The organism is Staphylococcus sp. HMSC62A08 (assembly GCF_001839105.1).
In the GTDB taxonomy this organism is placed as follows: domain Bacteria; phylum Bacillota; class Bacilli; order Staphylococcales; family Staphylococcaceae; genus Staphylococcus; species Staphylococcus caprae.
Genome location: NZ_KV840039.1, coordinates 370,477 through 385,776, shown reverse-complemented (window position 1 = coordinate 385,776; position 15,300 = coordinate 370,477). Strand labels below are relative to the sequence as shown.

Below are 15,300 nucleotides of genomic sequence, written 5' to 3'. Positions count from 1 at the left end.
AGCTTATTAGGTAAAGTATTCGGATTCTAATTTTCTTAATATATAAATGGACCAGGGCAAGCGCTCTGGTCTTTTTTTAATGTCAAAATATTTGATAATATGAAATGTATGAACTACTTTAATCATATTTGGACTAGGAGAATTAGTAATGACATATAAAAATATATTCTTAGATTTTGATGATACAATTGTAGATTTTTTTGATGCTGAGGAGAAGGCTTTTTATAATATGGCACATCAGTATCACCATTTTCCTAGTGAAAAAGATTTTCTACATTTTAGAAAGGTCAATCAAGCGCATTGGGAAGCTTTTCAACAAAATAAATTAACTAAAGAACAAGTTTTATCACACAGATTCATCAATTATTTTAAAGACTATCAAATTGAAGTTAATGGTAAAGAAGCTGATGAAATATTTCGAGACGAATTAGCCAAAGCACCTTTAAAATTTTTTGATCATACTATTCAAACAATCGAACAGCTTCAACACAATCACTGTTTATATATTGTTACTAATGGAGTGACAATAACGCAACAGCGTCGAATTGCACAGACAAATTTTAATGAGATATTTGATGGGATTTTTATTTCGGAACAAACAGGTTATCAAAAACCTATGCCTCAGTTTTTTGATTACATTTTCGAAAAAATCGGAGAAAATGAAAGGGCACAATCAATGATAGTTGGGGATTCATTGACTTCTGATATTATGGGAGGATTAAATGCAAATATTGCAACGTGTTGGTTTAATAAACGTAATAAAGTAAATCAAACTGATATTCAACCGCATTATGAAATACGTGATTTATCAGAACTTATCGATATAGTTGAATAATATAGGAGTAAATGAAAAATTAATTTATCTCCGGCAAAAAATGATAGCGTAAGATTATTACACAAAAATAATAGCCCATAAAGTGAATGTATTTAAAAGTTCATTTTAACGGCTATTATTATAATAATGCGCTATTTATCAATTAATAATAAGACATTTTTATTCAGTTTTTTAATGACATTTGAACAAAGAATTTAAATTACAATGTTCACTTTAATCAAAGGCATAGTTATAATTACGGTTTCCAAATTAAAATATCATGACCTTCTGGATTTTTAGCTTCTACATCTTCAAAACCTTGTTTCAAGAAATAATCCTTTGAATTATTACGAGCAATTGCTTTAATTGGTTTGTCTTTTTCCTTAGCGAAGTCGATGAGTTTTTTAGCATAACCACGACCTTGGTATTTCTCTAATACTTCTAATTTCCATAATAAAATATAGTCTTCACAATCTGGGAAATAGGTTTCTTCAACTTCACCTTTATCAAGCAATGCCATTCTTGCTGCAAATTTATCTCCGACAAAGATACCATAAAAAGGTGAGTCAGAACTTGCGTCAATCATTTGTCCTTTTAACTCTTCAACCATATAAAGATCTTTATTTCCGAACTCTCTAAAATCTTCGAAAAGTTCGTCTGTTTTATAATTAATCTCTAAATGTTTTACCTCACTCATATTTTACTCCCCCTTTGTTTCTTTTCTTTATTATACCCTATTTTAAAGGTAAGTTTCATTTATTTAAAATAATAGAAATTTTAAGTTTTAATAAGTGTTTATATAAATTCTTTTAAGCCGTTAAATTGTCATCAAAGCGCTTAGTCTTTATACTATATGAGTAATAGTGCTACTGAAGGAGTAAAAACATGAATTGCAATGTAATAAAGTTAAATGAAGATAATCAGTTTATCAATAAAATAAAAAACGGCGATTCTCAAATCACACGATTTTTCGAATACGATGCAAGTAAGAAAGATAGCTTTGCAAGAAGATTAGCGACGCCAAATAATGGAAGAGAAGCAGAGTTAGCCAACGTCATAGAATCTTATATGAATGATTTGGATTTAACAAAACAACAAATTGAGAACTTAGATGCCTTAGCAAATGGTGCAAAAGTAGTCATCGGTGGGCAACAAGCAGGATTGTTTGGTGGTCCTTTGTATACTTTTCATAAAATATTTTCAATCATAACGCTGTGTAATGAATTGTCAGAACAATATCATAAACAAATTGTTCCTGTTTTTTGGATTGCTGGAGAGGATCATGATTTTGATGAAGTGAATCATACCTATGTATTCAATGATAAAAAAGCCTCTCTTAATAAAATCAAATATCATACTATGACTCCACCTGAAAGTAATGTCTCTCGTTTTACTCCTGATAAAGATGCTTTGATTGATGCGTTAGATAGCTTTTTTAAAGAATTAAAGGAGACGACGCATAGTTTAGAAGTATATGAAATGTGCAAGAACATAATTCATCGCTACAATAACTGGACCGATATTTTCAAAGGCCTTTTACATGAGGTGTTTAAAGAATATGGCGTTCTGTTTATAGATGCACAATATACAGATTTAAGACGTATGGAAAGACCAATTCTTAAGGAAATGTTAGAACAGCACGACGAGTTAGATCAAGCTTTTCGTGAGACACAAAACAATACAGAAGCGCAAGGTTTAACTCCTGTGATTCAAACTGAGACAAATACTCATTTATTCATTCACGAAGATAACATGAGACAGTTGCTAACTTATAAAAATGGGAAGTTTATTACAAGTAAATCTGAAAATAGTTACTCAAAAGAAGAAATATTAGAAATCATTGATAATGAACCTGAAAGAATATCTAATAATGTAGTAACACGTCCTATAATGGAAGAATGGTTGTTTAATACAGTGGCATTTATTGGTGGACCAAGTGAAATTAAGTATTGGGCCGAACTTAAAGAAGTTTTTCAACTTTTAAAAGTCGAAATGCCAATAGTATTACCAAGATTAAGAATAAGTTATATGTATGAAAGAACTGAGAAATTGCTCTCTCAATATGATTTAACTACCGAAACAATTATTTCAAACGGTGTGGAGAATGATAGACAACGATTTGTACGTGAACAAGCCTCTAATGAACTTATTTCACAAGTGGAAGAAATGAAAGTTCAACAACAGCAACTTACAGATAAACTCAAATTACAAGTTGCAGGAAACCATGATAATGAAATGCTAATTGAAAAGAATAATGAAATTCATCAAAAACAATACGATTACTTATTAAAACGGTATTTGCTAAATGTAGAAAGAGAAAATGATATTAGCATGCGTCAATTTAGAGAAATTAATGAAGTTCTCCAACCAATGGGTGGATTACAAGAAAGAATTTGGAATTCATTACAAATTATGAATGATTTTGGGAAAAATGTGTTCAGTCCCTCCACCTATCCACCACTTCATTACACTTTTGATCATATTATTATAAAACCTTGATATAACGGTGTTTAAGCCCATTTTATCTTTTTGATAAAATGGGCTTTTTTGTGTTTGAGCAAATAATTTGAACTATTTTTGCATAATTAGTGGAGGATAGTGGGGAGATGTGGTAAATTATAAATAAGGTGAGGTGATAAAAAATGTTCATGGGAGAATACGATCATCAATTAGATACAAAAGGACGTATGATTATACCGTCCAAGTTTCGTTATGACTTAAATGAACGTTTTATTATCACTAGAGGCCTTGATAAATGCTTGTTTGGATACACGCTTGAAGAATGGCAACAAATTGAAGAGAAGATGAAGACCTTACCTATGACTAAAAAAGATGCACGTAAATTTATGCGTATGTTCTTCTCTGGTGCTGTTGAAGTTGAACTAGATAAGCAAGGGCGTATTAACATTCCTCAAAATTTAAGGAAATACGCTAATTTAACCAAAGAATGTACAGTAATTGGGGTTTCAAATCGTATTGAGATTTGGGACAGAGAAACTTGGAACGATTTCTATGAAGAATCTGAAGATAGTTTCGAAGATATTGCTGAAGATTTAATAGATTTTGATTTTTAAATGGAGGAATTAAAGTGTTTCATCACATCAGCGTTATGTTAAACGAAACCATTGATTATTTAAATATAAAAGAAGATGGTGTGTATGTTGATTGTACGCTTGGTGGTGCAGGGCACGCCCTTTATTTACTTAATCAATTAAATGATGAAGGTAGACTTATAGCGATTGATCAGGATTTAACAGCCATAGAAAATGCAAAGGAAGTTTTAAAAGAACATTTGCACAAAGTCACTTTTGTTCATAACAACTTTCGAGAATTAACGAATATTTTAAAAGAACTCAACATTGAAAAGGTAGATGGCATCTATTATGACCTCGGCGTTTCAAGTCCACAATTAGATGTCCCTGAAAGAGGATTTAGTTATCATCATGATGCGAAATTAGACATGCGTATGGATCAAACTCAATCATTATCTGCATACGAAGTAGTGAATGAATGGTCCTACGAAGCATTAGTTAAGATTTTTTATCGTTATGGAGAAGAGAAGTTCTCAAAGCAAATTGCTAGAAGAATTGAAGCGAATCGTGAACAACAACCGATTGAGACGACTTTACAGCTTGTCGATATCATCAAAGAAGGCATACCAGCGAAAGCAAGACGTAAAGGCGGTCATCCTGCTAAGAGAGTTTTTCAAGCAATTCGAATAGCTGTTAACGATGAATTATCCGCGTTTGAAGATTCAATTGAACAAGCAATTGAAAATGTAAAGGTGAACGGAAGAATTTCGGTCATCACGTTCCATTCATTGGAAGATCGCTTATGTAAGCAAATCTTTCAAGAGTACGAAAAAGGACCGGAAGTTCCGAGAGGATTACCAATTATTCCTGAAGCATACTCGCCGAAATTAAAAAGTGTAAAAAACAAACCGATAACCGCTACTGAAGAAGATTTAGACGAAAACAATCGTGCGCGTAGTGCAAAACTACGTGTTGCAGAAATTTTAAAATAAGGAGTAATTGAAATGGCTGTAGAAAAAATTTATCAACCCTATGATGAAGCAACACAAACCAGTATCCCACAAAGACAACCGCAATCTCGTCCTGAGAAACAAACAGTCAAAAGAAAAGTGGTTGTACAATTAACTAGATTCGAAAAAGTTTTATACATAACACTTATTACTGTAATTGCCATGATTAGTATATATATGCTATCTTTAAAAATGGATGCGTACGACACGCGAGGAAAAATTGCAGATTTAGATCAAAAAATAGAGAAACAATCTAGTGAAAACAGCGCATTAAAATCTGAAATCAAGAAAAACTCTTCTTATGAACGCATTTACGATAAGGCTAAAAAACAAGGTATGAGCCTACAGAACGACAATGTAAAGGTAGTGCGTAATAATGGCGAAGCGAAAAATTAAAATTAAAAAAAATAAAATAGGGGCAGTCCTACTAGTTGGTTTATTCGGACTGCTCTTTTTTATATTGGTTTTAAGGTTCTCATACATTATGATTACTGGTCATTCTAATGGTCAGGATTTAGTAATGAAGGCAAATGAAAAGTATTTAGTAAAAAATTCGGAACAACCAGAACGAGGAAAGATATATGACCGGAATGGTAAAGTTCTAGCCGAAGATGTCGAAAGATACAAGGTAGTAGCAGTCGTGGATAAAAAGGCGAGTCAAAATAGTAAAAAACCACGTCATGTTGTTGATAAAAAGAAAACAGCAAAACAATTATCTAAAGTTATAGATATGAAACCTAGTGAAATTGAAAAACGTTTAAATCAGAAAAAAGCCTTCCAAGTGGAATTCGGTCAAAAAGGCACAAATCTGACTTATCAAGATAAAGAAAAAATTGAAAAAATGGATATGCCTGGTATTTCACTATATCCAGAGACAGAACGTTTCTATCCTAATGGCAATTTTGCTTCCCATTTAATTGGAATGGCACAAAAAGATCCAGATACTGGTCAATTAAACGGAGCATTAGGTGTTGAAAAGATTTTCAATAGTTATTTAAACGGTACACAAGGCGCACTTAAATATATTCAAGATATTTGGGGTTATATTGCTCCTAATACTAAAAAAGAACAACAACCTAAGCGTGGAGATGACGTTCATTTAACACTTGATTCTAATATTCAAGTCTTCGTCGAAGAAGCGCTCGATGGTATGGTAGAAAAATATGCTCCTAAAGACTTATTCGCTGTAGTGATGGATGCAAAAACAGGAGAAATTCTCGCTTACAGTCAGCGTCCTACTTTTAATCCAGAAACAGGAAAAGACTTTGGTAAAAAGTGGGCAAATGACTTATATCAAAACACGTATGAACCTGGTTCAACATTTAAAACATATGGTTTAGCTGCAGCAATTCAAGAAGGTAAGTTTAAACCAGATGAAAAATATCAGTCAGGACATCGAGATATCATGGGCTCAGAGATTTCAGACTGGAATAAAACAGGTTGGGGTAGAATCCCAATGTCACTAGGATTTACTTATTCATCCAATACATTGATGATGCACTTACAAGACTTAGTAGGCGCAGATAAAATGAAATCTTGGTATGAACGCTTTGGATTTGGTAAAAAAACAGGCGGAATGTTTGATGGCGAAGCAGCTGGACATATTGGTTGGTCTAATGAATTGCAACAAAAAACGACTGCATTTGGACAATCTACAACAGTAACGCCGGTACAAATGATTCAAGCGCAATCAGCTTTCTTTAATAAAGGAAATATGCTAAAACCTTGGTTTGTTAGTAGTATTGACAACCCTGTCACTAAGAAAAATTACTATAGTGGGGAAAAACAATATGCAGGTAAACCAGTGACTGCAGATACAGCCAAAAAAGTAGAAAACGAACTTGATAAAGTTGTTAACAGCAAACAAAGTCATGCAATGAATTATCGTGTTAAAGGCTATGATATTGAGGGTAAAACAGGTACAGCACAAGTTGCCGATTCAAATGGTGGAGGTTACGTTAAAGGCGAAAATCCATACTTTGTGAGCTTTATCGGTGATGCACCTAAGAAGAACCCGAAAGTCATTGTTTATGCTGGTATGAGTTTAGCTCAGAAAAATGATGAAGAAGCTTATGAAATGGGTGTAAGTAAAGCATTTAAACCAATCATGGAGAATACACTTAAGTATCTAAATGTTGGTAAATCAAGCGATTCTACATCAAAAGCAGATTACAGTAAGGTACCGAATGTTGAAGGTCAAGAAATGCAAAAAGCAGAGGATAGCTTGAATGCTCAATCGCTAAAACCAGTTACAATCGGTAGTGGCAAACAAATTAAAGCGCAATCTGTAAAAGCAGGCACTAAAATATTGCCACACAGTAAAGTATTATTACTCACTGATGGTGATGTAACAATGCCTGATATGACAGGTTGGACTAAGGAAGATGTGTTAGCATTCGAAGACCTGACCCACATCAAAGTTTCAACTAAAGGTAATGGTTTCGTTACAAATCAAAATGTAACTAAAGGTCAAACATTAAAAAGTAAAGACAAAATTGAAGTTACTTTATCAGCAGACAAGACAGATGAAAACGATGACGAGTCTGACGATACGGGTTCTGATAAACAATCAAAATCTGACGATAAATCATCAGATAAGCAGAAATCAGACTCATCTTCAAAATCAGATTCAAAGAATAGTTCAAGTTCTGACTCTAAAAAAGACTCCAATAGCAATTCAAATAATAAATCAAGTTCCAATGACGATAGTTAACGGAACTGAGTAAACAAATGAGGTTGGGATTATCATTTTAGGGATTAACTTAGAAATGGTCCCAACCTTATTTATTAATATTTTAAGTTTTATATGAAAACAAAGAGAAAACTGATAAACTATTAAAGGTTATTTACAATCAAACGAGTAAAAATTAGAAAGTGAAGAAAAGGAGATTCATATGTTCTTTATATATGCGATCATCGCACTACTCATAACATTTATATTAGTTCCAGTGCTTATTCCAACTTTAAAAAGAATGAAGTTTGGACAAAGCATTAGAGAAGAAGGTCCACAAAGCCACATGAAAAAAACAGGAACACCTACGATGGGTGGGCTTACATTTTTAATTAGTATCATTATTACTTCTGTGATTGCGATTATTTTTGTTGATAAATCAAATCCAATCATCTTGTTATTATTTGTTACTATAGGCTTTGGATTAATCGGATTCATTGATGATTACATTATTGTAGTTAAAAAGAACAACCAAGGTTTAACAAGTAAACAAAAATTCTTAGCTCAAATATTAATTGCAGTTATTTTCTTTGTATTAAGTGACGTCTTTCATTTAATCAATTTTACTACAAATTTACATATTCCATTTTCTAACTTCGATATCCCATTATCATTTGCCTATGTCTTATTCATTGTCTTCTGGCAAGTTGGATTTTCAAATGCGGTGAATTTAACTGATGGATTAGACGGATTAGCTACAGGATTATCTATTATAGGATTTGCAATGTATGCGATTATGAGTTTTATTCTTGATTCACCAGCTATTGGTATATTCTGTATTATCATGGTGTTTGCTTTATTAGGATTCCTTCCTTATAACTTAAATCCTGCAAAGGTATTTATGGGTGATACAGGTAGTTTAGCTTTAGGTGGTATCTTTGCTACCATTTCAATCATGCTTAATCAAGAGCTGTCACTTATATTTATCGGTTTAGTTTTCGTTATTGAAACCTTATCAGTGATGTTACAAGTTGCTTCTTATAAATTAACTAAAAAGCGCATTTTCAAAATGAGTCCAATTCACCATCATTTCGAATTAAGTGGTTGGGGAGAATGGAAAGTTGTAACTGTATTTTGGACGGTAGGTTTAATTTCAGGATTAATCGGACTATGGATTGGAGTGCATTAGAATGCTAAATTACACAGAATTAGAAAATAAAAATGTTCTAGTGGTAGGATTAGCTAAAAGTGGATATGAAGCTGCAAAAATATTAGCTAAATTAGGTGCGAATGTCATAGTGAATGATGGCAAAGATCTTTCACAGGATGCACACGCTAAAGATCTCGAATCAATGGGCATCAAAGTCGTAAGTGGCGGACATCCTTTATCTTTACTAGATAATAATCCAATTATTGTTAAGAATCCTGGTATACCATACACTGTTTCAATTATCGACGAAGCTGTACGTAGAGGATTAAAAATATTAACTGAAGTAGAATTAAGTTATCTCATATCAGAAGCGCCAATTATTGCAGTAACTGGTACAAATGGTAAGACAACTGTGACGTCACTTATCGGTGATATGTTTAAAAAAAGTGTATTAACAGGTCGTCTATCTGGAAATATTGGATATGTTGCCTCTAAAGTAGCTCAAGAAGCTCGTCCTGATGAATATTTAATTACAGAGCTTTCTTCTTTCCAATTATTAGGAATTGAAAAGTATAGACCTCATATTGCAATTATTACGAATATTTACTCAGCACATCTCGATTATCATGAAACATTAGAGAACTATCAAAACGCGAAGAAACAAATTTATAAAAACCAAACTAAAGATGATTACTTAATTTGCAATTATCATCAAAGACATTTAATTGAGTCAGAAAATCTTAAGGCGAAAACCATGTATTTTTCTACTCAGCAAGAAGTGGACGGTATTTATATTAAAGACGGATTCATTGTATATAATGGCATTCGTATCATAAATGTTAAAGATTTAGTTTTACCAGGCGAGCACAACTTAGAAAATATTTTGGCTGCAGTATTAGCTGCCATTTTGGCAGGCGTACCAGTTAAAGCCATCGTAGATAGTCTGACAACTTTCTCAGGAATTGATCATAGACTTCAATACATTGGTACAAATCGTACGAATAAATACTACAATGATTCCAAAGCAACTAATACTTTAGCTACACAATTTGCTTTAAATTCATTTAAACAACCTATTATATGGTTATGTGGTGGATTAGATAGAGGCAATGACTTTGATGAGTTAATTCCATATATGAATAATGTTCGTATTATGGTTGTTTTTGGCGAAACTCAGGAAAAGTTTGCTAAACTAGGTAATAGCCAAGGTAAATACGTAATCAAAGCTACAGACGTTGAAGATGCGGTTGATAAAATTCAAGAAGTGATTGAACCAAATGATGTGGTGTTACTATCACCAGCTTGTGCAAGTTGGGATCAATATAATACATTTGAAGAACGTGGTGAGAAATTTATCGAAAGATTCCGAGCACACTTGCCATCTTATTAAGGAGTGTGAATGCTCATGGATGAAAAAAATAAACATAGTAATGATAAAGTGTCGCGTATAGAAGATTTCACTTCACATCAAAGAGAAGAAAACGATAACGATGATTTAGGGCTTTTCAGAAGAAATAAAGACTTTCGAAATCGTAAAAGAAAACGTTTCGGCGATAAAGTGAACGAAGAGGAATTGGCAAATCATGAACATCAAAGAGAGGACGATACTCAAGATAAGCATTTAGAACAAAATGTTGAGAATAGTTCAAATCAAGATTCACCTCATGATGCCTTAGATAAAAGTAATGATACTAAACAAGATGAGACGATCGATGTGGATAGTGATGACAATCTCAATGAATCACAAGCACATAACGACAATCTTGAAGAGAAGAACGAGACTGATCAACAAGAAGATAAAGAGGCTTCTTCTGATAGCGATAATGAACTCAAATCAACTGAGGACAATGCGCAAGATAAAAAAGAGGATAAAAAGAAAGGTTTGCTTGGCTCATTACCGTTTATAAATAAAAATAAGCGTTCGTCAGGTAATAAAGATCAACAGGTCGAGCCTAATAGACCTATGACGCTTGAAGAAAAAAGAGCGTTACGTCGACAACGACAAAAGAGGATTCAATATACAATTATTACGCTATTAGTACTATTGATTGTTATTTTCTTACTATATATGTTCACACCACTGAGCAAGATTTCAAATGTGAATGTTAAGGGTAATAACAACGTGAGCACGAGTAAAATTAATAAAGAACTTCATGTTACTTCTCATTCTAGAATGTATACGTTTAGTAAGCGTAAAGCAATTAATAATTTAAAGAAAAACCCTTTAATCAAAGACGTAGAAATTCATAAACAATTACCTAATACTTTGAATGTCAAAGTGACAGAGTATCAGGTAGTCGGTTTAGAAAAAAACAAAGATAATTATGTGCCAATCATCGAAGACGGTAAAGAATTAAAGGATTATAGTGATGATGTTTCACACGATGGTCCAATCATTGATGGTTTCAAAGGCAACAAAAAAACAAGTATGATTAAAGCTTTATCTGAAATGTCTCCAGAAGTTAGGAGTATGATTGCTGAAGTAAGCTATGCCCCAGCAAAGAATAAGCAAAATAGAATAAAGATTTTTACAAAGGATGATATTCAAGTTGTAGGAGATATTACAACAATTGCTAATAAAATGAAATATTATCCGCAGATGTCTCAATCGCTAAGTAGAGACGATTCTGGTAACCTTAAAACGGATGGATACATTGATTTATCAGTAGGTGCATCATTTATTCCTTATGGAGGTTCATCAGGAGCTGAATCAGAAACTGATCAGAATGTAACAAAATCGACACAACAAGAAAGTGAAGCAAAAGAAGAGTTACAAAGTGTATTGAATAAAATTAATAAACAATCAAAAGATAATAATTAAAAAAATTCGGTAATAGTATGTGTTTATAGTTCACAAGCTATTCAACGTATTGTAAACTAAACATAGTGTATTTTAATAGTAATTTGTCAGGAGGTGCCTATCTATGGAGGAACATTACTATGTAAGTATAGATATAGGTTCATCAAGTGTAAAAACAATAGTAGGCGAAAAATTTCACAATGGAATAAATGTGATAGGTACAGGACAAACCTACACTAGCGGTATCAAAAATGGTCTGATTGACGATTTCGATATTGCGAGACAAGCAATTAAAGATACGATTAAGAAGGCTTCAATTGCCTCAGGTGTAGATATAAAAGAAGTATTCTTGAAGTTACCTATCATTGGTACCGAAGTATACGATGAATCAAATGAAATTGAATTTTATGAAGATACTGAAATTAATGGAACACACATCGAAACGGTGTTAGATGGTATCCGTGATAAAAATGATGTAGCTGAGACAGAAGTTATCAATGTCTTTCCTATCCGATTCGTGGTAGATAAAGATAATGAAGTTTCAGACCCTAAAGAATTAATTGCAAGACACTCTCTAAAAGTGGATGCAGGCGTGATAGCTATTCAAAAATCTATTTTAATCAATATGATTAAATGTGTTGAAGCATGTGGTGTTGACGTATTAGATGTTTACTCTGATGCTTATAACTATGGATCTATTTTGACAGCTACTGAAAAAGAGTTAGGCGCATGTGTCATCGATATTGGTGAAGATTTAACTCAAATCGCATTTTATGAACGTGGCGAATTAGTAGATGCAGATTCTATTGAAATGGCTGGACGTGATATTACAGATGATATTGCTCAAGGCTTAAATACTACATATGATACTGCCGAGAAGATTAAACATCAATATGGTCATGCTTTCTATGACTCAGCTTCAGAGCAGGATGTATTTTCAGTAGACCAAATTGATAGTGAAGAACATGTTCAATATACTCAAAAGGACTTAAGCGATTTTATTGAGCAACGCGTTGAAGACATATTCTTTGAAGTATTCGATGTTCTTCAAGAACTTGGTTTAACAAAAGTAAATGGCGGATTTATTGTGACAGGTGGCTCTGCTAACCTACTTGGAGTAAAAGAATTATTACAAGATATGGTAAGTGAAAAAGTTAGAATTCATACACCTTCACAAATGGGAATTAGAAAACCTGAATTCTCTTCTGCAATTTCAACAATTTCTAGTAGTATCGCTTTTGACGAGTTATTAGATTATGTTACAATTAGTTATCATGATAATGAAGAATTTGAAGAGGAAGTTATCGAGTCTAATGATAAAGATAACGAATCTAAATCAAGCGGTTTTGATTGGTTTAAACGTAAATCAAATAAGAAAGATACTTATGAGGAAGAGCCTGAAGCACCTCATGAAGAAACATACGAAGACCGCGTAAATCAACACGAAGATGAACATCATCAATCAGAAGGTAAAGAAAAAGAAGAAGGTAAATTTAAAAAATTAATGAAATCTCTATTTGAATGATTATTGGCCATTAAGACTAGGAGGAAATTTAAATGTTAGAATTTGAACAAGGATTTAATCATTTAGCTACATTGAAAGTCATCGGTGTAGGTGGCGGCGGTAACAACGCTGTTAATCGTATGATTGACCATGGTATGAATAACGTTGAGTTTATCGCAATCAATACAGACGGACAAGCTTTAAACTTGTCTAAAGCAGAATCAAAAATCCAAATCGGTGAAAAATTGACACGTGGTCTTGGTGCAGGTGCTAACCCTGAAATTGGTAAAAAAGCAGCTGAAGAATCTCGTGAACAAATTGAAGATGCTATCCAAGGTGCAGATATGGTATTCGTAACTGCTGGTATGGGTGGCGGTACTGGTACTGGTGCAGCTCCTGTTGTTGCTAAAATTGCTAAAGAGATGGGTGCTTTAACTGTAGGTGTTGTTACTCGTCCATTCGGCTTCGAAGGTCGTAAGCGTCAAACACAAGCAGCAGCTGGTGTTGAAGCTATGAAAGCAGCAGTAGATACATTAATCGTTATCCCTAATGATCGTTTATTAGATATCGTTGATAAATCAACACCTATGATGGAAGCATTCAAAGAAGCAGATAACGTATTACGTCAAGGTGTACAAGGTATCTCAGATTTAATCGCAGTATCTGGTGAAGTGAACTTAGACTTTGCTGACGTTAAGACAATTATGTCAAATCAAGGTTCTGCATTAATGGGTATCGGTGTATCTTCTGGTGAAAATAGAGCAGTAGAAGCAGCTAAAAAAGCAATCTCTTCTCCATTATTAGAAACTTCAATTGTTGGTGCACAAGGTGTGCTAATGAATATTACAGGTGGAGAATCACTTTCATTATTCGAAGCTCAAGAAGCAGCGGATATTGTTCAAGATGCAGCTGATGAAGATGTAAACATGATTTTTGGTACAGTTATTAATCCTGAACTACAAGATGAAATTGTTGTTACAGTGATTGCAACAGGCTTTGAAGATAAACCTTCTTCTCAAGGTCGTAAGTCTACAAGCACTGGTTTCGGTTCAAGCGTGAACAGTGGTTCTACAAGCCAAAGTCACTCTACACCGAAAGAGGATTCATTTGCTACAAATTCTTCTAGCTCACAAGCTTCAGAAGGTGTAAGCGAAAGAAGTCATACTACTAAAGATGACGATATTCCTAGCTTTATTAGAAATAGAGAAGAAAGACGTTCTAGAAGAACTAGACGTTAATATATACTTAACAACTCACTTAAAAAGCCATCAGTTAAATGTCTGATGGCTTTTTAGTTTGTGCTTTTTACTTTTTACAAATTTGAAGAAGGTTAGCAAATAATATTTGTTTAAATAGTGAGTAAGATGTCATCCTTTAAAAATAAGTAAACTCATACATATACTTGCAGTTTAAATGTAAGAATAGATGATATATAATAGTTTTATAATATACTTTATTGTGATGATGACTAGCAATCTTTTAAATTACATTCTCGTATGGTGGTGAAACATGATGGCGGAAAGATTTATAAAGAAAGAACATTATTTAGATTATGACGTAAAACATTCACAAAATATTAAGTTAGGTTTCACAACAAGAGAGAATGGTTTAAGTCTTTATCCTGAACATGCGTTTAATATGGCAAGATATGTTGATGACAATCAAGATAATATTACCGAGCATCAAAAGATGCTTGCTAGTGATATTGGTTTCGATAGAGAAAATTGGGTATTTCCTATACAAACTCATGAAAATAAAGTCGCTAAAATCACACAAGATCATAAAGGGGTAAATATTAAAGCGTTAACTGATAACTTATATGGTATAGACGGTATATATACCTATGAACCGAATATATTATTAACGATGTGTTATGCAGATTGTGTGCCAGTATATTTCTATAGTGAAAGTCATGGATATGTGGGTTTAGCTCATGCAGGATGGCGAGGTACGTATGGTGAAATTGTCAAAGAGATGGTAAAAAGAATCGACTTTGACCTTAAAGATTTACAGGTTGTCATCGGACCATCAACGTCTAATACATACGAAATTAATGATGACATTAAAAGTAAATTTGAAACGCTAACGATTGATACCTCAAAATATATTGATACTCGTGATAAAAATAGACATGGAATTGATTTGAAAAAAGCGAATGCATTGTTACTCGAAGAAGCTGGTGTGCCTTCTGAGAATATTTATATTACCAATTATGCTACTTCGGAGAACTTAGAATTATTTTTCTCTTATAGAGTTGAAAAGGGAAACACTGGGCGTATGTTAGCATTTATAGGACGAAAGTAAAGTGAGGTGGAACTC

General features: G+C 33.2%; 13 protein-coding genes. 12 read left to right on the top strand and 1 reads right to left on the bottom strand.

Features of this window, described 5'->3' with window-relative positions:
- Window positions 1-148: 148 nt before the first annotated feature.
- Window positions 149-835, top strand: a complete 687-nt coding sequence (locus tag HMPREF3264_RS07735; protein WP_070872823.1) for a YjjG family noncanonical pyrimidine nucleotidase — start codon at window positions 149-151, stop codon at window positions 833-835.
- A 235-nt stretch (window positions 836-1,070) separates the two neighbouring features.
- Here the strand turns inward: HMPREF3264_RS07735 and HMPREF3264_RS07730 are convergent, their stop codons facing one another.
- Window positions 1,071-1,511: an N-acetyltransferase gene (locus tag HMPREF3264_RS07730; RefSeq protein ID WP_070872821.1), complete on the bottom strand. Its 441-nt coding sequence runs from the start codon at window positions 1,509-1,511 to the stop codon at window positions 1,071-1,073.
- Between the two features lie 188 nt (window positions 1,512-1,699).
- Between HMPREF3264_RS07730 and bshC the strand changes: the two genes are divergently transcribed.
- The 11 genes from bshC to pgeF all read left to right on the top strand — a co-directional run bounded on the left by bshC (window position 1,700) and on the right by pgeF (window position 15,285).
- Window positions 1,700-3,313, top strand: a complete 1,614-nt coding sequence (bshC, locus tag HMPREF3264_RS07725) for a bacillithiol biosynthesis cysteine-adding enzyme BshC (RefSeq protein WP_070872819.1) — start codon at window positions 1,700-1,702, stop codon at window positions 3,311-3,313.
- 143 nt (window positions 3,314-3,456) lie between these two features.
- A complete protein-coding gene (mraZ, locus tag HMPREF3264_RS07720) occupies window positions 3,457-3,888 on the top strand; it encodes a division/cell wall cluster transcriptional repressor MraZ (RefSeq protein ID WP_002442408.1) in 432 nt (143 codons plus the stop codon).
- 14 nt (window positions 3,889-3,902) lie between these two features.
- Window positions 3,903-4,838 carry a 16S rRNA (cytosine(1402)-N(4))-methyltransferase RsmH gene (gene rsmH, locus HMPREF3264_RS07715; RefSeq protein ID WP_070872817.1) on the top strand — a complete coding sequence of 312 codons (936 nt, stop codon included), beginning with the start codon at window positions 3,903-3,905 and terminating at the stop codon, window positions 4,836-4,838.
- A gap of 12 nt (window positions 4,839-4,850) precedes the next feature.
- Entirely contained in the window at window positions 4,851-5,252 is a 402-nt protein-coding gene (ftsL, locus tag HMPREF3264_RS07710; protein WP_002442411.1) for a cell division protein FtsL, read from the top strand.
- Window positions 5,233-7,569 carry a penicillin-binding protein gene (locus HMPREF3264_RS07705; RefSeq protein ID WP_070872815.1) on the top strand — a complete coding sequence of 779 codons (2,337 nt, stop codon included), beginning with the start codon at window positions 5,233-5,235 and terminating at the stop codon, window positions 7,567-7,569. Before ftsL ends, HMPREF3264_RS07705 begins: the two co-directional genes overlap by 20 nt.
- Before the next feature lie 181 nt (window positions 7,570-7,750).
- Window positions 7,751-8,716, top strand: coding sequence for a phospho-N-acetylmuramoyl-pentapeptide-transferase (gene mraY / locus HMPREF3264_RS07700; protein ID WP_070872813.1), 966 nt, complete (start codon window positions 7,751-7,753; stop codon window positions 8,714-8,716).
- 1 nt (window position 8,717) lies between these two features.
- Window positions 8,718-10,067: a UDP-N-acetylmuramoyl-L-alanine--D-glutamate ligase gene (murD, locus tag HMPREF3264_RS07695; protein ID WP_070872811.1), complete on the top strand. Its 1,350-nt coding sequence runs from the start codon at window positions 8,718-8,720 to the stop codon at window positions 10,065-10,067.
- A gap of 15 nt (window positions 10,068-10,082) precedes the next feature.
- On the top strand, window positions 10,083-11,498 hold the full coding sequence (locus HMPREF3264_RS07690; protein ID WP_070872809.1) for a cell division protein FtsQ/DivIB: 1,416 nt from the start codon (window positions 10,083-10,085) through the stop codon (window positions 11,496-11,498).
- A 103-nt stretch (window positions 11,499-11,601) separates the two neighbouring features.
- Entirely contained in the window at window positions 11,602-13,002 is a 1,401-nt protein-coding gene (gene ftsA, locus HMPREF3264_RS07685; RefSeq protein ID WP_002442420.1) for a cell division protein FtsA, read from the top strand.
- Between the two features lie 32 nt (window positions 13,003-13,034).
- Window positions 13,035-14,219: a cell division protein FtsZ gene (ftsZ, locus tag HMPREF3264_RS07680; RefSeq protein ID WP_002442422.1), complete on the top strand. Its 1,185-nt coding sequence runs from the start codon at window positions 13,035-13,037 to the stop codon at window positions 14,217-14,219.
- Window positions 14,220-14,493: 274 nt separating this feature from the next.
- A complete protein-coding gene (pgeF, locus tag HMPREF3264_RS07675) occupies window positions 14,494-15,285 on the top strand; it encodes a peptidoglycan editing factor PgeF (protein WP_070873271.1) in 792 nt (263 codons plus the stop codon).
- The last annotated feature ends 15 nt before the right edge of the window (window positions 15,286-15,300 follow it).